21 protein-coding genes are annotated in these 19,281 nt (G+C 67.9%); 15 read left to right on the top strand and 6 right to left on the bottom strand.

Annotation, left to right across the window (positions count from 1 at the left end; translation table 11 throughout):
- Positions 1–11: 11 nt before the first annotated feature.
- Genes BST38_RS16230 through BST38_RS16195 form a run of 8 tightly spaced genes read left to right on the top strand, consistent with a single transcriptional unit; the run spans position 12 to position 8,134 of the window.
- A complete protein-coding gene (locus tag BST38_RS16230) occupies positions 12–1,643 on the top strand; it encodes a virulence factor Mce family protein (RefSeq protein WP_083144364.1) in 1,632 nt (543 codons plus the stop codon).
- Positions 1,640–2,785, top strand: a complete 1,146-nt coding sequence (locus BST38_RS16225; protein ID WP_083144363.1) for a virulence factor Mce family protein — start codon at positions 1,640–1,642, stop codon at positions 2,783–2,785. The genes BST38_RS16230 and BST38_RS16225 overlap by 4 nt, the downstream gene beginning before the upstream one ends.
- Positions 2,786–2,788: 3 nt before the next feature.
- Positions 2,789–4,351 (top strand): MCE family protein, encoded by a 1,563-nt coding sequence (locus tag BST38_RS16220; RefSeq protein ID WP_083144362.1) that lies wholly within the window; start codon positions 2,789–2,791, stop codon positions 4,349–4,351.
- Positions 4,321–4,896, top strand: coding sequence for an Rv1363c family protein (locus tag BST38_RS16215; RefSeq protein WP_083144361.1), 576 nt, complete (start codon positions 4,321–4,323; stop codon positions 4,894–4,896). The genes BST38_RS16220 and BST38_RS16215 overlap by 31 nt, the downstream gene beginning before the upstream one ends.
- Positions 4,893–5,876: an RDD family protein gene (locus tag BST38_RS16210; protein ID WP_083144360.1), complete on the top strand. Its 984-nt coding sequence runs from the start codon at positions 4,893–4,895 to the stop codon at positions 5,874–5,876. The genes BST38_RS16215 and BST38_RS16210 overlap by 4 nt, the downstream gene beginning before the upstream one ends.
- Complete coding sequence (locus BST38_RS16205; protein WP_083144359.1) at positions 5,873–6,424, top strand: Rv1363c family protein; 552 nt, start codon at positions 5,873–5,875, stop codon at positions 6,422–6,424. The genes BST38_RS16210 and BST38_RS16205 overlap by 4 nt, the downstream gene beginning before the upstream one ends.
- A complete protein-coding gene (locus tag BST38_RS16200) occupies positions 6,391–7,434 on the top strand; it encodes a mammalian cell entry protein (RefSeq protein ID WP_083144358.1) in 1,044 nt (347 codons plus the stop codon). The genes BST38_RS16205 and BST38_RS16200 overlap by 34 nt, the downstream gene beginning before the upstream one ends.
- Positions 7,435–7,444: 10 nt before the next feature.
- The gene (locus BST38_RS16195) at positions 7,445–8,134 is read left to right on the top strand and encodes a YoaK family protein (RefSeq protein ID WP_083144357.1); all 690 of its coding nucleotides are present in this window, start codon (positions 7,445–7,447) and stop codon (positions 8,132–8,134) included.
- A gap of 364 nt (positions 8,135–8,498) precedes the next feature.
- On the opposite strand, the gene BST38_RS16190 is transcribed toward BST38_RS16195, so the two are convergent.
- The 3 genes from BST38_RS16190 to BST38_RS16180 all read right to left on the bottom strand — a co-directional run bounded on the left by BST38_RS16190 (position 8,499) and on the right by BST38_RS16180 (position 11,458).
- Positions 8,499–8,822, bottom strand: coding sequence for a hypothetical protein (locus tag BST38_RS16190; RefSeq protein WP_110781772.1), 324 nt, complete (start codon positions 8,820–8,822; stop codon positions 8,499–8,501).
- 69 nt (positions 8,823–8,891) lie between these two features.
- The gene (locus tag BST38_RS16185; protein WP_083144355.1) at positions 8,892–9,584 is read right to left on the bottom strand and encodes a DUF4352 domain-containing protein; all 693 of its coding nucleotides are present in this window, start codon (positions 9,582–9,584) and stop codon (positions 8,892–8,894) included.
- A gap of 782 nt (positions 9,585–10,366) precedes the next feature.
- Positions 10,367–11,458, bottom strand: a complete 1,092-nt coding sequence (locus BST38_RS16180) for a phosphodiester glycosidase family protein (protein WP_083144354.1) — start codon at positions 11,456–11,458, stop codon at positions 10,367–10,369.
- A gap of 177 nt (positions 11,459–11,635) precedes the next feature.
- Between BST38_RS16180 and BST38_RS16175 the strand changes: the two genes are divergently transcribed.
- Entirely contained in the window at positions 11,636–12,091 is a 456-nt protein-coding gene (locus BST38_RS16175; RefSeq protein WP_083144353.1) for an SRPBCC family protein, read from the top strand.
- Positions 12,092–12,165: 74 nt separating this feature from the next.
- On the opposite strand, the gene BST38_RS16170 is transcribed toward BST38_RS16175, so the two are convergent.
- The gene (locus BST38_RS16170; RefSeq protein ID WP_083144352.1) at positions 12,166–13,485 is read right to left on the bottom strand and encodes a PQQ-dependent sugar dehydrogenase; all 1,320 of its coding nucleotides are present in this window, start codon (positions 13,483–13,485) and stop codon (positions 12,166–12,168) included.
- On the bottom strand, positions 13,463–14,230 hold the full coding sequence (locus tag BST38_RS16165) for a pirin family protein (protein WP_083144351.1): 768 nt from the start codon (positions 14,228–14,230) through the stop codon (positions 13,463–13,465). Before BST38_RS16165 ends, BST38_RS16170 begins: the two co-directional genes overlap by 23 nt.
- Before the next feature lie 96 nt (positions 14,231–14,326).
- On the opposite strand from BST38_RS16165, the gene BST38_RS16160 reads away from it, so the two are divergent.
- Entirely contained in the window at positions 14,327–14,782 is a 456-nt protein-coding gene (locus BST38_RS16160) for a MarR family winged helix-turn-helix transcriptional regulator (protein WP_083144350.1), read from the top strand.
- A 4-nt stretch (positions 14,783–14,786) separates the two neighbouring features.
- On the opposite strand, the gene BST38_RS16155 is transcribed toward BST38_RS16160, so the two are convergent.
- Positions 14,787–15,815, bottom strand: a complete 1,029-nt coding sequence (locus BST38_RS16155; RefSeq protein WP_420872516.1) for a sigma-70 family RNA polymerase sigma factor — start codon at positions 15,813–15,815, stop codon at positions 14,787–14,789.
- A gap of 59 nt (positions 15,816–15,874) precedes the next feature.
- Between BST38_RS16155 and BST38_RS16150 the strand changes: the two genes are divergently transcribed.
- The 5 genes from BST38_RS16150 (at position 15,875) to BST38_RS16130 (ending at position 19,271) form a co-directional block, all read left to right on the top strand.
- Complete coding sequence (locus BST38_RS16150) at positions 15,875–16,714, top strand: alpha/beta hydrolase (protein ID WP_083144349.1); 840 nt, start codon at positions 15,875–15,877, stop codon at positions 16,712–16,714.
- A complete protein-coding gene (locus BST38_RS16145) occupies positions 16,693–17,706 on the top strand; it encodes an alpha/beta hydrolase (protein ID WP_181791981.1) in 1,014 nt (337 codons plus the stop codon). The genes BST38_RS16150 and BST38_RS16145 overlap by 22 nt, the downstream gene beginning before the upstream one ends.
- A gap of 82 nt (positions 17,707–17,788) precedes the next feature.
- Positions 17,789–18,541 (top strand): DUF2786 domain-containing protein, encoded by a 753-nt coding sequence (locus BST38_RS16140; RefSeq protein WP_083144347.1) that lies wholly within the window; start codon positions 17,789–17,791, stop codon positions 18,539–18,541.
- Positions 18,538–19,029 (top strand): TIGR04338 family metallohydrolase, encoded by a 492-nt coding sequence (locus tag BST38_RS16135; RefSeq protein ID WP_083144346.1) that lies wholly within the window; start codon positions 18,538–18,540, stop codon positions 19,027–19,029. Before BST38_RS16140 ends, BST38_RS16135 begins: the two co-directional genes overlap by 4 nt.
- A complete protein-coding gene (locus BST38_RS16130; RefSeq protein ID WP_083144345.1) occupies positions 19,029–19,271 on the top strand; it encodes a hypothetical protein in 243 nt (80 codons plus the stop codon). The genes BST38_RS16135 and BST38_RS16130 overlap by 1 nt, the downstream gene beginning before the upstream one ends.
- Positions 19,272–19,281 lie beyond the last annotated feature (10 nt).

The raw sequence follows: 19,281 nt of genomic DNA, 5'->3' as shown, positions 1-19,281 counted from the left end.
TCCGAGAAACGATGTCGACTGTTTTCAACGTCCGAAACCTCAAGGGAGCCGGCCTCGGTCGCGCTCTGGTCATCGCCGGCGTGGTCATCCTGCTGGTGATCGCCGCGGTGTTCATCGGGCAGAAGTTGTACAAGGCCGCGACCACGAAGACCGCGGTCGCCTACTTCACCCAGACGCTGGCGATCTATCCCGGCGACAAGGTCCAGATCATGGGTGTCCAGGTCGGTGCGATCGACAAGATCGAACCGGCCGGCGACAAGATGCGGGTGACCTTCCACTACGAGAGCAAGTACAAGGTCCCGGAGAACGCGACGGCGTCGATCCTGAACCCCAGCCTGGTCGCGTCGCGCACCATCCAGCTGTCCCCGCCCTACACCGGCGGGCCGGTGCTGGAGGACGGCGCCGTGCTCGACCTCGACCGCACCCAGGTGCCCGTCGAATACGACGATCTGCGCGATTCGGTCAGCAGGCTGCTGCGCGATCTCGGCCCGACCCCCGAACAGCCCAAGGGCCCGTTCGGCGACATCATCGAGTCGGCCGCCGACGGTTTCGCCGGTAAGGGCAAGCAGTTCAACGAAACCCTGAACAACCTGTCGGAGGCGCTGTTCGCGCTCAACGAGGGCCGCGGCGACTTCTTCAGCGTGATCAAGAGCCTCGCGCTGTTCGTCAACGCACTGCACGAGAGCGATCAGCAGTTCGTGTCGCTGAACAACAACCTCGCGCAGTTCACCAACTCGTTCACCAACACCGACCGCGAGGTCGCCAACGCGGTGCAGGACCTCAACGAGTTGCTCACCACGACACGGGGATTCATCGAGGAGAACGGTGAGGTGCTCGCACACGACGTGCAGAACCTGGCCGACGTCACCAACGCGCTGCTGCAGCCCGAACCGCTCGACGGTCTGGAGACGGCGCTGCACGCGTACCCGAACGTCGCGGCGAACCTGATGAACATCTCGTCGCCGAACGCCGGTGGCATCGTGTCGATGCCGGTGATCTCGAACTTCGCCAACCCGATGCAGTTCCTGTGCAGCGCGATCCAGGCGGGTAGCCGGCTCGGCTACCAGGAGTCCGCGGAGCTGTGCGCGCAGTACCTCGGGCCGATCCTCGACTCGATCAAGTTCAACTACCTGCCGTTCGGCGCCAACCAGCTGCAGACGGCGATGACGCTGCCCAAGCAGATCGCCTACTCCGAGGAGCGGCTGCGGCCGCCTCCGGGCTACAAGGACACCACCGTGCCCGGCATCTTCTCCCGCGACACGCTGTGGTCGCACGGCAACCACGAGCCCGGCTGGATCGTCGCGCCCGGTATGCAGGGTGTCGAGGTGCAGCCGTTCACCCGGAACATGCTCACCCCGGAGTCGCTGGCCGAACTGATGGGTGGACCCGACATCGTCCCGCCGCCCGCGCCGCCGGCGTTCGGCACCACGCGCAACGGCAACCTGCCCGGCCCGCCGAACGCGTTCGATCAGAACAACCCGCTGCCCCCGCCGTGGTACCCGCAGCCGGGACCGCCACCGGCGCCCGCCCCGGGCGTCATCCCCGGCAACCCGGCACCGGTCAGCGCACCGGCCGCGCAGGCTCCCGCTCCGGCGGCGCCGTCCGGCCCGCTGCTGCCCGCCGAGGCTGGAGGAACCCGATGAGCAGGCTCGGCACGCTCCTCAAACGCGCCGTCGCGCTCGGTGCCGCGGCGCTGGTGCTGACGTCGTGCGGCGGGTGGAAGGGCATCGCGAACGTGCCGCTGCCCGGCGGACCCGGCAGCGGTTCGGGGACCACCACGATCTACGTCCAGATGCCGGACACTCTCGCGCTGAACGTGAACAGCCGGGTCCGGGTCGCCGACGTCTACGTCGGCCGGGTGCGCGCCATCGAACTGCGCAACTGGGTCGCGACGCTGACCATCGACCTGGAGCCGAGTGTCCAGCTTCCGGTCAACACGCTGGCCAAGATCGGCCAGACCAGCCTTCTCGGCTCGCAGCACGTGCAGCTCGACCTGCCGCCGGACCCGTCGCCGGACAAGCTCAAGGACGGCGACCTGATCCCGCTGCAGAACGCGTCGGCGTTCCCGACCACCGAACGCGTGCTGGCGAGCATCGCCGGGATCCTGACCGGCGGCGGGGTGTCGAACCTCGAGACGATCCAGACCGAGATCTTCAACGTGCTCAACGGGCGCGCGGACCAGATCAGGGACTTCCTGGGCCAGCTCAACACGTTCACCGCGGAGCTGAACCAGCAGCGCGAGGACATCACCCGGGCAATCGACTCGACCAACCGGCTGCTGTCGGTCGTCGCGCAGCGCAACGAGACGCTGGACGCGGTGCTGACCGAGTTCCCGCCGCTGATCGAGCACTTCGCCGAGACGCGCGACCTGTTCGGCGACGCGATCGAGTCGCTGGGCCGGATCAGCGCCGCCGCGGAGGACGCCCTCGAACCGTCGTCCGACGACATCCGGACCAACCTGGCCAACCTGCAGCGTCCGCTGCGGGAGTTGGGCAAGTCGGGTCCGTACCTGCTCGGCGCGCTGAAGATCTTCCTGACCGCGCCGTACAGCATCGAGAACGTGCCGAAGGCGATCCGCGGCGACTACATCAACGCGTCGCTGACGGTGGACCTGACGCTGTCGGCCATCGACAACGGGTTCTTCTCCGGGACCGGTATCTCGGGCATGCTGCGCGCGCTCGAACAGGCGTGGGGCCGCGACCCGAACACGATGATCCCGGACGTGCGGTTCACGCCGAACCCGAACTCGGCGCCCAACGGTCCTCTCATCGAGAGGAGTGAGTGAGCGATGCTGACCCGCTTCGTCAAAGTCCAGCTGATCATCTTCACGATCCTGACCGTCGTCGCGCTGGGCGTGCTCGGCCTGTACTACCTGCGGCTGCCCACGCTCGCCGGGGTCGGGGAGTACAAGCTGTACGCCGAGCTGGAGCGCTCCGGCGGGCTGTATGCGACCGGCAACGTCACCTACCGAGGCATCCAGATCGGCAAGGTCACCGAGGTGGAGCCGACCGAGTCCGGTGCCCGGGTGACGATGAGCATCGGCAACGAGTACAAGATCCCGGTCGACGTGTCCGCGAACGTGCACTCGGTGTCGGCGATCGGTGAGCAGTATCTGGACCTGGTGTCCGACACCGGCACCGACCAGTACCTGAGCGCAGGCCAGACGATCACGAAGAGCACGGTGCCCGCCGAGGTCGGGCCGGTGATCGACGCGGCGAACGACGGGCTGGCGGTGCTGCCGAAGGAGAAGATCGACGCGCTGCTGACCGAGACGGCCACCGCGGTCGGCGGGCTCGGCCCGTCGCTTCAGCGGCTGGTCGACTCGACGACGAACTTGGCCGAGGGCTTCCGCGACAACCTGCCGCAGGTCAACGACATCATCGCCAACTCGGCGCCGATCCTGGAGAGCCAGGTGACGTCCGGAGACGCGATCGAGCAGTGGTCGCGCAACCTGAACGTCATCGCGTCGCAGACCGCTGAGCAGGATGCCGCGCTGCGCAGCGGCATCTCGCAGGCCGCGCCGACGCTGGACCAGGTCAACAACGTCTTCAGCGATGTGCAGGAGGCGCTGCCGCAGACGCTGGCGAACCTGGCCGTCGTCAACGACATGCTCAAGCGCTACAACAAGGGCATCGAGCAGACGCTGGTGATCTACCCGCAGGGTGCGTCGCTGCTGCAGATGGGCTCGATCTTCGAAGACGGCGGCCTGCTGCACTTCGGTCTGTCGATCAACCAGCCACCGCCGTGCATGACCGGCTTCCTGCCGGCCTCGGAATGGCGTTCGCCGGCCGACACCAGCACCGCGCCGCTGCCGTCGGGCATGTACTGCAAGATCCCGAAGGACTACCAGGGCAACTCCGTGCGCGGTGCGCGTAACTACCCGTGCGCGGACGTGCCCGGTAAGCGTGCGGCGTCGCCGAAGGAGTGCCGCAGCGACGAGCCCTACGTCCCGTTGGGCACCAACCCCTGGTACGGCGACCCGAACCAGATCGTGGCCTGCCCCGCTCCGGGTGCGCGCTGCGATCAGCGGGTGGCCCCGGGGCAGGTGGTCCCGGCGCCGTCGGTGAACAACGGCCGCAACCCGCTGCCCGCCGACGAGCTGCCGCCGCCGGCCTCGCTGGCGCCGGTCAGCGACCCGTTGAGCCCTCCGGGCTCGGGTACCGTCAGGTGCAGTGGGCAGCAGCCCAACCCGTGCACCTACACTCCGGCGCAAGGACCGCCCGGCACCACCGCGGGGTACAGCCCCTCCAGCGGTGAGGTGGTGGGACCTGACGGCGTCAGGTACAACGTGACCAACTCGACCAACCCAGGAGACGACGGATGGAAGGAGATGCTGGCACCGGCCAGCTGATCCCCGACCCCGAAACTGGCACGGTCACACCGGACACCCGCAGGCCGTCCCGGCTGGGCACCGGCTGGGTCGCGACGATCTGCGCCGTACTGCTGCTTCTCTCCGGTGGGGCCATCGCCGCCGGTGTGCTGTCGCTGCGCGCCAACGAGCGTGCCGCCGACATCGCCCGCTCCGACGAGGCGGCGCTGCAGGCCGCCAAGGAATGCGTCGCGGCCACCCAGGCGCCGGACACCGCGGCGATGACCGCCGCGCAGACCAAGATCCTGGAATGTTCCACGGGTGAGTTCGGGGTGCAGGCGGGGCTGTACAGCAGCGTGATCGCCGAGGCGTACCAGGTGGCGAACGCCTCGGTCGCGGTGGACGACCTGCGCGCGGCCGTCGAGCGGCACAACGAGGACGGCACGGTGAACGTGCTCGTCGCGGTGCGGGTCAGGATCACCAACGCCGAGGCCGCCGATCAGCAGGTCGGGTACCGGCTGCGCGCGACGATGGCCTTCGACGAAGGTCAGTACCGCATCTCCCGACTCGACCAGGTCAACTCGTGACGGCGGTGTTGAACACGTCTGAGGTATTGCCCGATCAGTCCGCGGAGGTGCCGTTGGCCTCGTGGCCGGCGCGGGCCGGTGCGCTGGCCGTCGACATATTGCCGGGGCTCGGAGTGCTGTCCGTCAATGTGCTGTTGGCGCTGACTGCCCCGTTCGGCAGCGCGGCTCGGTGGGTGTTCACCGCGGTGGCCGCGGTGGTGTTCGTGTTGATGGTGGCGAACCGTGTGGTGATGCCGGCGTCGACGGTGCGGGGATGGACGCTGGGCCGGGCGCTGTTCGGGATCGAGGTCCGGTGCGCCGACGGCAGCCGGCCCGGGCTCGGGCGGCTGGCGCTGCGCGAGCTCGCGCACCTGCTGGACACTTTCGGGCTGTTCATCGGGTGGTTGTGGCCGCTGTGGGACCGGCGCCGGCGCACGTTCGCCGACATGCTGGCGAGTACGCAGGTGTATCGGGTATCGCGCCCGTCGCCCGAGATGCGCAGGATCGTCGGGGCGGCGCTGGCGGGGACGGCCGCTGCGGCGGTGCTCGTCGTGGCGGTGGGCTACGCGTGGGTGTACTGGCCGGCCCAGGCGTTGGACAGCGCGCGCCAGCAGGTCGCCGCGCAGGGACCGCGCATGGTCGAGCAGATGCTGAGCTTCCGCGCCGACAGCATGGACGAGGACTTCGCGAGGGCCCGGGAGCTGACCACCGAGGGATATCGGGACCAGCTGGTGAAGCAGCAGGAGTCGGTGCGTGAGGCGGGCCCGACCAACAACGAGTACTGGGCCGTCAACAGCGCGGTGCTCACAGATCCGCCCGTGACGGAGAACCGGGTGTCGATGCTGTTGGCGATGCAGGGCCAGCGCGGCACCAACGCCGAGGACATGAAGTTCATCACCGCGACCGTGCAGGTGGAGTTCGAGAAATCCGAAGACGGGCAGTGGCGTGTGGGCAATCTGACCGTGCTGAAGAAGCCGATGATGAACACGGCGGGCCAATGAGCCCGGTACGCAAGTTCTCCGAGTCTGGGGCCGGCTACTTCGAGGCGCCCCCGAAAAAGGCTGTCCGCTGGGGACTTCCGCTGGTGTCGGCGCTGACGGCGCTGGTGATCGTCGCCGCGATCACCGCGGCGACGTTCATGTTGGTGCGCCAGCTCGACGACCGTCGGCAGGCGGTCAACGAAGCCGCGGCGCTGGGGTACACGCGCGAGTTCATGGTGATGTACACCAGTTTGGATCCGTATAACGCCAACGCCTATACCGATCGCGTCAAAGCGGAAGCCACAGGGGAGTTCGAGAAGAACTTCGGCGAGCGGCTCAACGAGATCCTGGTCCAGGTCGCGCGGGCGGAGCCGAGCACCGGTGAGGTGCTGGCCGCGGGCGTGCAGCGCTGGAACGACGACGGCAGCGCCGAGGTATTGATCGCGACGAAGGTGACGTCCAAGACCCCGGACGGGAAGGCGACGATCGAGAGCGGAAGCCGTTGGGTCGCAACGACGATCAAGGAAGGACAGCAGTGGAAGATCAGCAACCTGGTTCAGGTGATCTGACCTCCGACGCTCCTGCCGCGCGAGCTCGCCGAGGGTTGTTCCGGAGACGTCCGAAGGGCGAAGTCTCGACGCCCGCGGTGTCCGAGGACGCGGCGCCTTCCGAGCCGGCGGAGTCGACGATGACTTCGGAGGCGCCTTCCGAGGCGCCGAAGGCGCCGATGGGTAAGGCGGCGCGCAAGGTGCGGTCTGCGGGGGCTTCGGAGTCTTCGGAGGACGTCGTCGCTGAGACGGATGCGCCTGCGCCCGCGGATGAACCGCCCGCCGAACCGGAGAATCACGCCGAGAGTGGCGAGGAAGCCGACCCGGCAATCGAGACGCAGTCCGCTCCCGTCGCCGAAGCGGACGAAACCGCCGAGTCCGAGCCGGACCCGGAGACCACGCCCGTCGCCGAAACTGAGGACGCATCCGTCGCCGAGACGGACAGCGCAGCCGAGCCCGCGGTGGGGACGGAGGCGGAGCCTGTTGTGCTGGTGCCGCACCGCCCGGCGGGCCGCCGTGCACTGGTCGCGACGGCCGTCGCATCAGTCGTGTTCGTCGGCGCCGCGGGTTTCGCCGCGGCGATGGCTCAGCCGTATCTGTCCGATCGCGCCCTCGTACAAACGAAACTGAACATCGCGCGGACCGCGACCGACGCGATCACCACGCTGTGGACGTACACGCCCGACGACATGGTGACGCTGGCCGACCGCGCGTCGGTGTTCCTCTACGGCGACTTCGCGGACGAGTACCGTCGCTACATCGACGCGATCGTCGAACCGAACAAGCAGGCGCAGGTCACCAACACCACGCAGGTGATGGGGGCGGCGGTGGAATCGGTGTCGCCGCCGGGGATTCCGAACGAGGCCACCGCGATCGTCTACACCAACTCGGTGGCGACCAGCCCGGTGACCAAGAACATCCCGTCGCTGCGATACCTGTCGTACCGGCTGACGATGAAACGCGATGGGAGCGACTGGCGCATCACGCGGATGTCGACCATCACGTCGTTCGACCTGACTCCGCAGTTGTAGGGCTTCGGCCGTGGCGTTCCCCTCGCCGGTCTCGCGCCGACAGACGGTCACCGCCCTGCTGTTGCTGACGTTCACGACGGGGTTGATCGACGCCGTCAGTGTGTTGGTCCTCGGCCACGTGTTCGTCGCGAACATGACGGGAAACGTTGTGTTCCTGGGCTTCTGGTTCGTGCCGCATTCCGGGGTGGATCTGACGGCGGCGGTCGTCGCGTTCGCGGGGTTCGTGATCGGGACGATCGTCGGCGGGCGGCTGGCGAGGCACCTCGATCACAACGTGAGGTTGTGGCTGACGACGGCGCTCGGTCTTGAAGTCGTTGCGCTCCTGGCGCTCGCCGTGCTGGCGGGTTTGGGTGTGGTGCACTACCACGACGATTCGAAATTGGTGTTGATCGCCGGTCTCGCAGTCACTTTCGGCAGCCAGAACGCGACGGCGCGCCAGTTCGGAATCCAGGAGCTGTCGACGACGGTGCTGACGTCGACGATCGTCGGGCTGGGTTTCGACAGCAGATTGGCCGGCGGAACCGGGGAAGGGGAGAAGCTGCGCTACGGCGTGGTGGCGACAATGCTGGCCGGTGCCGCAGTGGGCGCGACGCTGACTTTGTTCACGGTCGCGCCGATCATCGCGCTGGCGGCGGCGATCGTCGCGGTCAGCACCGCGATCTTCGCGTTCGGTCCGAGCGTGGGGGAGACGGCGGGGTAGGCCCGCCGAGCGCGCGGGTCTGCACGGCGACACTCCGTGTCGGGGCGTGCGAGACCGCACGCTCGCGGCGCTAGAACGAAGCCGGTCATTAGAGAGCAGTTCCCGATATTCGGAGTCGATCCATCGTGCTCCAAAGCTTCTTAGAGACGGGATGCCGCTGACTAGCTAGAAGCTAAGGCGTGTCCACTGATTGGGGTTAGTCCTAGACCTGGGGGGTCGGGCATGAATGCACCTCGCACTCACTTTGCCTGCGATGCAGGAGAATTCAAATGGGACTGTGGCAGCGTGTGCCGTTGCCAGGTCCACGACTACCTCACTGCGTACGTCGCCAGTCGCGAGGAACGGAGTCGCGGTAAGCACGTGGTCAAGGACAGGATTCGACGTCCTTCTTGACAACGCCAAACTCGATCTTGGTCTGCGTCGAGAACGAAGAACCAGGCGGCGGACTCGACGTACACACTACCCATGCACGGTCGAGGATCTGGGCGCGGTCTTGCCCCGTCAGGTCGGTCGAGCCGCTATACCAAACTGCTCCGCCAGATACGGATTGGACCGCGTCCTGAGCCCCCTGGAGATCCACCCCGATCAAGTTCGGCATTGTCCAGGCTTGTGCGATCGCCGGCGCCGCAAACGCAACGCTCGTAAACAAGAGGCTCGAAACGCCGATTAATAGGGGTTTTTTCTTCATCGAGAGACTCCTCTGGGATGCGTCTTAGGAGACGGGTGGTAACAGAATCGCGGCATCGCCGCTGGGGCATCAGAGCCCGAGTAACGCTCCTCCGGAGAACATCGAATCGTGGCACTCGATGGCTGAAGGCACTGCGCCAGGTGGGATATCGAATGTGGCCGACGCATTGATCGAAAGACCCGGATTGATGTCCTCCATCCAACCGTCATCCATAATGCTGGTCGCCTCGTACTCGTTTCCGTCGATGATCAGCTTCTGATTGGTGGCCGAGAAACTGCGAGCATCATCGCCGATGTTTGTCACCCTGAGTTTCACGGTGAAGAACTCACCCTTCGCGATCTCAGGGCCGAACACATCATCAATCGATGTTGCCCCTCGCTCGACGCCCAGCACTTGAAACTCGAACTTTCCGTCGCGGACCGACGACCCTACTGGTGCAGGCACGTCACGGTCGGCGGCTGGCTCAATTACGGAGATAGAGGGTTCGGACGCTGCGGCGTTTCGACTCGACGGGGTGGATTTGGTTTCGGAACCCTTGTCATTGCCGCCGATACTGCCGATGGCGATGAACGCCAGTACCACCGCACCCAATCCGAGGCCGATCTTCAATCCCGGAGACATACCCGACTTCACAGGCTGGCTAATACCTGCTGGTGGCGGTGGGAAGGGTGCGTAGTTCTCCGTCCACGTCCTGCCATCGAAATAGCGTTGTCGGCTCGGATCCGACGGATCGGGATACCAACCTGCTGTCGGCTGTGCCATAAAACTCCCCCTCGAAACTACCTGCTCCCCTACAGGTGGGTGACAGCTTACTCACAGCGGCAGTTGAAAGGTGGCGATTCGCAATAGCCAGCTTTTGCCGAAGCGGCTTCTCGTTGTCAGTGAGGCCGCACGTCCCCCGTTGCGGTGACGGCATCGAGAGGCGGAGCATTTCCTGGTCCTTTAGGGCAGGCAAGTAGCGGGTAGTTGACTCGTGGGTCCCCCTTTGCCCGGAGGAGCAGCATTTCAGAGACCTTTTTGATCTCCCACCCCACCAACCAGCGGTTGCAGACGCCAGTGTGCCACCGGCAGATAGCCGGCCGATCTCTCCGAAGGCGACACCGTTATGGCAAGAGGGTGGAATCGAACACGCACACCGCCCCGAGTCGAGCCAGATGTTGCTGGCTGAGTTGGCCTTCGCTCGATTCAGGCTGCGGAGCCGATGCATGAGGTGCTTAGATGGCGCCAACACGTGACGTCGTGACGGGGGCATGTCCTGACCCGAACTTTATATCCCTCCGTGTACCTGGGTGAAACGTGCCGCGATGGCCGACGGTTTGACCCGCGCCCGTCCGGACGGTGGAAGCGAATGCCAGCAAATGAACGAGCGACGAATGCCCGGCGAGAAGGATGAGGCGAAATCACTGCACGATGCTTGAGTGTGCAATGGGCACTCTGAAGCAGCGCAGTCACGCGCCCCTCACCCCCCACGACCGCGCGCCAATGCACGAAAAGCCCGGCGCGCCAACGTACAGACACGCGCGCTCGCGGTGCCGACGTGACCCCTAGTTGAACGCGAGCCAGGCGGGCTGCGCGCGCTCGCGTGAATCGCACAGCACGGCCATCGTGTCGCAGGAGCCGCGCGGAGAGCCCGCGCCGGCCCACATGCCGCCGGTATCGCGGCGCAGCACGATCGCCGACGAGCCGCCGCCGTCGAGCAGCACCGCGGTGTCACTTCCCAAGCCGCGGAACAGATCCTGGATCTGATCAGGCGTGTAGCTGCCGCCCTGGAACACGTACATTTCGTCGCGGTCCTTGGCGTACGCGAGCGCCGTGCGCGCGGCGCTGGGACCGGGATCGTTGAGCTGGCCGGTGTCCCCGGGCGCGAGCAACCCGATGCCCGCCACCGCGACGAACCGCGTGCCCGCCTCGATCAGCCGGGCCACCACCGGGGTGGCCGCGTCGAAGTCGTCGTCATTGCGCGGCGGCACCACGAACGGCGTCCCCTGCACCGGCAGGATCATCGTCGACAACGCCATCCAGTTCTCGTTGCCGCCGGAGAGCCCCTGCTTACCCGCGTAGGCCAGCGTGCCCGTCACCTTCGTGTTGGTGCGGCCCAGGTTTCGCGTGTTGTCGACATACGCCCCGAGCGGTGAGCTGCAGCCCGTCGTCTTCCACGACCCGCCCTTCTGGCCGCGCACATCGAAGAAGTTGGCGTTGATCGCGATCGTCGGCTGCCCGAGCGCCTGCCACGCCTCGATCGGGGAGTAGATCTCCGACGCCTGCCACAACCCTTCTCCGGTGCGGGCCCGCGGATCCCGTTCGCAGCGCGCCTGATAGCCGGTATGCGAATCGGCGAGCAGGCGCGGCGCGAGCCGCTGTGAGGCCGACTTGATGATCATCAGCCGGCCGCCGTTGCTCATCTCGTACCAGTTGCCCGCGGCGTTGAGCATCGGCGCGGGGAACCCGCCGCCGAAGTTGTAGACCAGATACGAGCCCCGGGTGTTCGCGATCGCAGCGGCCAGCAGTTCCCGCGCACTGGCCGCGTGCGCCTGCGGGGCACCGGCCGTGGCGAGCACGGCGGCACACATCGTCGCGGCGGCGAGCACCCGGGCGTTGGCCAGGAGGCGCCGGATGTTTGCGGTCGGAGTCGTCACCGGCGGCTCCTATCGGGACTACGGATCAGGCGTAATAACAATAATCCCAGCAGAACCACTGTCAACTTTCGTCACAGAGGCATCACAGGTTGATTCCGAGCAGGTCGCCGACGCCTTTGCTGTCAGGCGCAATGCCTGATCCGGGTCGGCGATCGGCGCAACGGGTATCCGGAATCCATGTCCACCGTGTCCCGAACCTTCACCGTCGATTCACCGCCTGCCCTGACGCTGGAGTACCTGAAGGACTTCCGGCACGCCGAGGAGTGGGATCCCGGCACCCGCAGTTGTGCGCGCATCGACACCGGTCCCATCACCGAAGGCGCCTACTGGCACCACGTGTCCAAGCTGCTCGGCCTGACTGTCGAGCTGACCTACCGGCTCGACGACGTCACCGAGCGCCGGCTGGTGTTCGTCGGGGAGAACCAGTCCGCGCGGACCACCGACACGATCACGGTCGAACCCAAAGGCGCGGGGTCGACGATCACCTACCGATCTGACGTCGAAACCTACGGCACCGCATGGATTTTCAGGCCACTGATCAGGCTGGTGCTGCGGCAGCGCGCCGCCGACACCGAGCGGCAGATGTCGTCAGTCCTCGTTAATCTCGCGACTGTCCCCGGTGAGCGTGCGTAAAAGCAGGCAATCGCCCGGCGTGTCGGCCGCAGACACGCACGCTCGCGGTAAGCGGTGAGGAGACGGTGTGGGGGCTAAGGCGGCGTCACTCGGTAGATCGCGTCGGCGGCGTCGTCGGTGATGTAGACCGCACCGTCGGGCCCGACCACCGCGGCCACCGGTCGGCCCCAGCGGGAGCCGTCCTCGGCCTGGAAGCCACCGACGAGGGTCTGCTGATCGCCGAGCCCGCCGTCCCGCCACGGGTAGAACGACACCTCGGGGGCGCGCGGCGGCTGCCGGTTCCACGACCCGTGCACGCCGACGAGCGCACCCAGCGCGAACGGCTCGGGCAACCGTCCGTCGGTGAAGCTCAGCCCCAGCGGCGCCGAATGCGCCCCCATGCTCTGCTCGACCGGGGGTAGCGCATCGCAGTCCAACTGCGCGCCGTCGGGGTTGGTCTGGACGTCCCGGACGAACGGCAGGTCGGCGGGTCCGCCGACGTTGTTGCAGTACGGCCAGCCGAGTTCGCGGCCCGCGGTGAGCTTGGCGACCTGCTCGGGCGGGTTGTCGCCGACGTAGTCGGGCAGCACCTTGCCGTAGGACGGCCCGGGTTCGGGGAACGCGACGTTGTCGCGGCCGTTGTTGGCGACCCAGACCGCGCCGTCGGGGGCGACGGCCAGACCGGTGCCGTTACGGACGCCGGTCGCGAAGGGCTCGGCGGGCCCGCCGTCGGGCGGCACCCGCATGATGGTCGCCCGCGGCGGCGTCGCGGTCCGGTCGCCTGCGGAAATGTTTCCCGTGGAACCAATCGAGAAGTACACCGCGCCGTCGGGGCCGACGGCGACGCTCTTGAGCACGTGCGAGTACGCGCCGCGCAGATCCGGGCTGCGGTCATCGGGCAGACCGCCGGCGACCACGCGCGCGTTGCTCGCCGCACCGTCGGCATAGTCGTAGGCGTTGACCTGGTCGCTTTCGGCGATATACAGCGTGGTGCCGTCGAAGGCCAGCCCGTGCGGTTCGTCGAGGTCGTCGAGCAGCACGGACTCCTCGGGCGCGTCGGCGCCGCGCGGCACGTACCGCACTACCTGGCCGGTGCTGGGCACCGATACCAGCAGTGTGCCGTCGGGTGCCCAGGCCATCAGGCGCGGCCGCGACGTGCGCGCCCACACCGACATCGTCCAACCGTCGGGGACCACGGCTTCGCGGGGTTCGTCGAACGGCGCCTGGGTCAGGTCGTCGCGGACCTCGACGGCGACGGGGCCGAACCCGGCGGCCGGGGCCGCGGCGGTCGTCTCCGTGGTGGCCGGTCGCGGTGTCGTGGTCTCGGGTGTCTGCGGGGACTCCGCGCATCCGGCCAGCACCGCCGACGCCGCGAGCAGGGCGCCGATTCGTTTATGCGGCACCGAGTCTCGCATGCATCTCCCAGACCAGGATCTCGGCGGGTTCGGTGGCGGTGACGCGCTGGCCGCCGGATGCGGTGAACCGCACCGCGTCGCCCTCGAGTAGCGCACCGGCGCCTTCGAGGACGACGGCGCCGCGCGGCACGAACAGGTGCAGGTACGGGGCGTCGGGAAGCTCGACACTCTGGCCGGGTTCGAGCCGGGCGCCGTGCAGCGCGGCGTACCGGTTGCGGATCGAGATCGCCGCCGCGTCGCTGTGCTGGGGCATCCCCGAGGCGATGGTCACCAGGTCACCACGCAACAGTTCGTCGTCGATCTCCAACTGCTGATAGCCCGGCGTGATGCCGGATTCGTCGGGGACCACCCACATCTGAACGAAATGTACTGGCTCGCTGTGGGATTGTTCGCCGGTCAGGGTCCAGGAGTCGTTCTTCTCGGAGTGCTGGATCCCGCGGCCGGCCGACATCCGCTGGGCCAGGCCCGGGTAGATGACCCCCGAATGTCCCGTCGAGTCCTGGTGTACCAGGGAACCGCGCAGCACCCAGGTCACGATCTCCATGTCGCGGTGCGGGTGGGTATCGAATCCAGCGGCCGGTGCCACCCGGTCGTCGTTGTTGACCAGCAGCAGCCCATGGTGGGTGTTGCCGGGGTCGTAGTGGTCGCCGAACGAGAACGAGTGCTTGGAGTCCAGCCAATCGATCCGGGTGCTGGCACGGTCGCCGGCGCGCCGGATGTCGACAGTGCTGCGGGTGCTGGTCATGACGAATCCCTTCGGAGTCCCTGACAGCCTAGGTGGCTGCCCTGCGCCCGACAACATCCATGACGTGTCATATATTCCGGGGTTACGCTGGGTGGAATGGAGTGGCTCACTGACGAGCAGCAGCAGATCTGGCGTGACTACCTGGCGTTGACCAGCAGGCTGCACACCGCGATGCATCGTCAGCTGCAACAGGACTGCGAACTGTCGCTGTCCGACTACGACGTGCTGGTGGCGCTGTCCGAACACGGCCCGATGCGCATCAACGAACTCGGTGAGCTGATCGGGTGGGAGCAGAGCCGGCTGTCGCATCAGCTGCGCCGGATGCGTGGGCGCGGCCTGGTCGAGCGCGAGAGCGACGGCGACGACCGGCGCGGCGCGAGCGTCACGCTCACCGACGCCGGGCTGGCGGCGCTGCACACCGCCGCGCCCGGGCACGTGGACCTGGTCCGCTCGGTGGTGTTCGACGGGCTCACCCCGGCCGAGCAGCGCGAGTTCGGTGCCGCGCTCGCCACGGTGCTCTCCAGGCTGCGCGCCCCCCGCCCCGCTACCTGAGAGCTCAGAGTGCTTCGGGTAGGCCGAACTTCGCGAACAGTGAGACGTCCATGAAGGCGACCACGTGCGCGACGCCCGCAGTGGTCATATCGAGCACGTGCAGCTGAAAGGCCTCGTGCGCATCGGTCTGCGGGTTGCGCATGTACATCGCCGCGACCGGCTGCCGATTCGCCGTGGTGGTCAGGAAGCGCATGTCGCCGGGCTTCTCGGCGGGGCAGTGGTTCTTCGACAGCGCGATGATGTCGGCGGGGCCGGAGTACCAGCTGTCGAACGGCGGCATCTCCCACACCGCGTCGGCGGTGAACAATTCGACGAGCCGGTCCATGTCATAGGACTCGAACGCCGCCATGTACTGCGCGAGGGTGTCGGCGGCCTCCGGTGACTCCGGGGCGACGGGCTGATCGTCGCGCGACGGGGACACCTCGTCGATCTGTGCGCGGGCCCGCTGCAGCAGGCTGTTGACCGCCGCCGTCGACACGCCGATGGCCTCGCCGACCTCGGCCGCCTTCCACTGCAGGACCTCGCGCAACACCAGCACCGCACGCTGGCGCGGCGGCAGGTGCTGCAGCGCGGCGATGAACGCCAGCCGCACCGACTCGCGGGACTCCGCGATCACCGACGGGTCGGCGGGGTCCTCGTGCGGGGCATCGGGGATCGGCTCGAGCCAGGCGATCTCATGGCGCTCGGTCAGGTCCGCGTACGGATCGGCGGCCGGCCCGCCGAGACCCGACGGGAGCGGTCTGCGCTTGCGGCCGTCGAGCGCCGTCAAGCACGTGTTCGTCGCGATCCGGTACAGCCACGTCCGGACCGAGGATTTGCCTTCGAAGTTGTCGTACGACTTCCAGGCCCGTAGATAGGTTTCCTGGACGAGATCTTCCGCATCGTGCAGCGAGCCGGTCATCCGGTAGCAGTGCGCCAGCAGCTCCCGCCGGTACTTCTGTGCATCGGCGAGAAATGCGTCGCGGGCACCGCCCTCGTCGAGAGCCAAGACGGTCACGAAAAGCAGCCTACGCACCGGGTGTGACAAGTTCATCGGTCTGCGCAAGGTCCGCGTAAAGCGGGTCGGCAGCCCGGCCCGATAGTCTCCCTGGCATGGCCGTCACCCACACCGAACGCAGTTTCGACGGCATCGGCGGTGTCCGGATCGTGTACGACGTCTGGACCCCCGACACCGCGCCCACCGGCGTCGTCGTGCTGGCCCACGGATACGCCGAACACGCCCGCCGCTACGACCACGTGGCCGCGCGGTTCGCCGAGGCCGGCCTGGTCACCTACGCGCTCGACCACCGCGGGCACGGGCGCTCGGGCGGCAAGCGGGTCTACGTCCGCGACATCAGCGAGTACGCCGAGGACTTCCACACCCTGGTCGGCATCGCCCGCTCCGAGCACCCCGGCCTGAAAATCGTCGTGGTGGGCCACAGCATGGGCGGCGGCATCGTGTTCACCTACGGCGTCGAACATCCCGACGACTACGACGCGATGGTGCTGTCGGGGCCCGCGGTCGCCGCCCACGCGTCGGTGCCACCGGCCAAGCGCGCACTGGCCAAGGTCTTCGGCCGGATCGCCCCGGGCCTGCCTGCGGAGAACCTGCCCGCCGACGCGGTGTCGCGCGACCCGCAGGTGGTGACCGCCTACGAGAACGATCCGCTGGTCCACCACGGGAAGCTGCCCGCCGGGGTGGGTCGCGCGCTGATCACCGTCGGCGAGACGATGCCCCAGCGCGCCGCCGCGATCACCGCGCCGCTGCTGGTGGTGCACGGCGACAAGGACCGGCTGATCCCGGTCGAGGGCAGCCGACAGCTGGTCGAGTGCGTCGGGTCCCCCGACGTGCACCTGAAGGAGTATCCCGGCCTCTTCCACGAGGTGTTCAACGAACCGGAGAAGGATCTGGTGCTCGACGACGTGACCGCATGGATCGAGTCGAAACTGTGAGAAGAGTTGCCGCTGTAGCGCTTTCGCTGACGTTGTTGGTGGTCGGGTGCTCGAAGGGGGACGACGCCGCCGGGCAGGGCTGGGTCGACGAGGAGGTGACGTTCGAGGCCGACGGCCTGACGCTGCACGGCACCTACCACTTCCGCGACGACGGCCAGACCGCGCCCGCGGCGCTGCTGATCTCCGAGAGCGGCGGCACCGACCGCAACGGGGACAACGTCGTCGCGGGACCGATCGGCAACATGCGCCAGATCGCCGACCTGCTCTCCGAGCGTGGTGTCGCCACCCTGCGCTACGACAAGGTGGGTACCGGCCGCACCGGGCTCGGCCCGTTCAAGGACACCCCGAACGACGTCGTCAGCGCGGTCTACACCTCCGGAGCCAGGTCCGCGGTGCGCTTCCTGGCCGAACAGCCCGCCACCGACGCCGAGCGGATCTCGGTCTACGCCCTCGGTGAGGGCGCCGTGCACGCGATGGCGCTGGCCGGTGACACCGGCGACGGGGCGCCGAAGGTGCACTCGCTCGGGCTGTTCCAGCCGCTGCCCGGCCGCTACCTCGACATCATCACCAACCGGGTGACGGCTGACGGCTCACCGGAGACGATCGCGAAGTGGCGGACCGCGGTCGAGGAGATCCGTACCAAGGGAACCGTTCCCGCCGACCTGCCCGACGGGCTGAGCGCGATCGTCAACCCCGGCAACGTCACCGCCGTGGTCGAGGCCGACAAGGTCGACCCGGTCGAACTGGCCGCGGCGATCCCCGCCGGCACCCCGGTGTTGCTGACCTGTTCGGACGCCGACAGCCAGGCGCGCTGCGACACGATGAAGCCGCTCGTCGACGCGTTGGAGCACACCGAACTGACGGTCGTGGAACTCACCGGCGTCAACCATGTGCTGCGCGACGACCCGACCGACAACATCGCCAACTACGCCAAGCAGGAGCCGCTGTCCGATCAGCTGGTGACGGCGGTGGACGGGTTCGCCGGCAAGTGAGCCTGGGGATGAATTCGGCTGTGGGGATGACGGATACGTGCGCGGCGGTGCGGCGTCACACCCTGGGCCTAGCGTCGCCGTCATGAGCACAGACGAGAAGATGCTGGGCCGGATCGCGGCACTGCTGCGCCAGGCCGAGGGCACCGACAACCCGCACGAGGCCGAGGCCTTCATGGCCGCGGCGCAGCGGCTGGCCACCGCGACGTCGATCGACCTGGCCGTGGCCCGCGACCACAGCGACAAACGGACCAAGGCCCAGGACCCGGTGCAGCGCACCGTCACCATCGGTGAGCCCGGCGCCCGTGGGCTGCGCACCTATGTGCAGCTGTTCGTGGTGATCGCCGCCGCCAACGACGTCAAATGCGATGTGGCGTCGAACTCGACGTTCGTATACGCCTACGGTTTTCCCGAGGACATTGATGCCACCCACGCGCTGTACACCAGCCTGGTGATGCAGATGGTGCGGGCCTCGCAGGACTACATCGCCTCGGGCGCACATCGGCCGACCCCGACGATCACCGCGCGCATCAACTTCCAGCTGGCGTTCGGCGCGCGGATCGGCAAGCGGCTCGCCGAGGCGCGCGAGCAGGCCCAGCGTGAGGCCAGCAGCGGGCCGGATGCGATTCCGGGCACCGCGATCGCGTTGCGCAACAAGGATCTTGAGCTCAAGGACTACTACCGGCAGACGTCGAAGGCGCGGGGAACCTGGCGGGCCTCCAGCGCCACCGCCGGGTACTCGTCGGACGCGCGCCGTGCCGGCGACCGGGCGGGGCGGCGGGCCCGGCTGGGTGGGGAGACCGAGCTCACCGGCGCGAGGTCAGCCCTGGAGCGATGACCCGCGACGCGCAGCGCGCAAAGGTGTATGCCGCAGAGGGATTCGTGCGCACCATGTTCGACCGGGCCGCCGAACGCGGCAACCCGGTGGTGGACTTCTTCGGCACCTCCCTGACGTTGCCGCCGGAGGCGCGGTTCGCCTCGGCGCACTCCGTGCAGGCCTACGTCGACGAGGTGCTGGCGCATCCGGCGGTACGGCAACGCTGGCCGGACGCGGGTCCGGTGCGGGTGCGGTCGCGCCGCGGCGCGGCGGCCGCGCACTACGAATGGACCGACGACGGCGCGACGATCGCGGTGCCGCAGGGCCGGTCGAGCTGGGCGCTGCGGGAACTGGTGGTGCTGCACGAACTCGCCCACCACGTGTGCCGCAGCGACCCGCCGCACGGCCCGGAGTTCGTTGCCGCGCACTGTGAGCTCGCCAGTGCTGTGATGGGTCCGGAGGTGGCCCACGTGTTGAGGGTGGTCTACGCGAAGGAGGGGGTGCGCTGATGCCGGACCAGACGACCTACGTGGCGGTCGAGGACCTCGTCCCCGGGGACGTGCTGGCGATGACGAGCGACGACGATCCGAACCCGCAGCGGTTCCGGGTCGCGCACGTCGAGCACGTGAACACCGTGGCCTACGGCGACGAGCCCCGGGTGGTGCTGACCTCCGAACCGCGCAGCCCGGGAGCCGCCCCGATGGTGCTGGCCTATCCCCGAGGGACGAAGATCCGCAAGGTGATCGGTTAACGTCGCTGGG

This window comes from Mycolicibacterium parafortuitum, assembly GCF_002086815.1.
GTDB classification, from domain to species: Bacteria; Actinomycetota; Actinomycetes; order Mycobacteriales; family Mycobacteriaceae; genus Mycobacterium; species Mycobacterium parafortuitum.
This window is presented reverse-complemented; position numbering and strand designations above follow the sequence as displayed.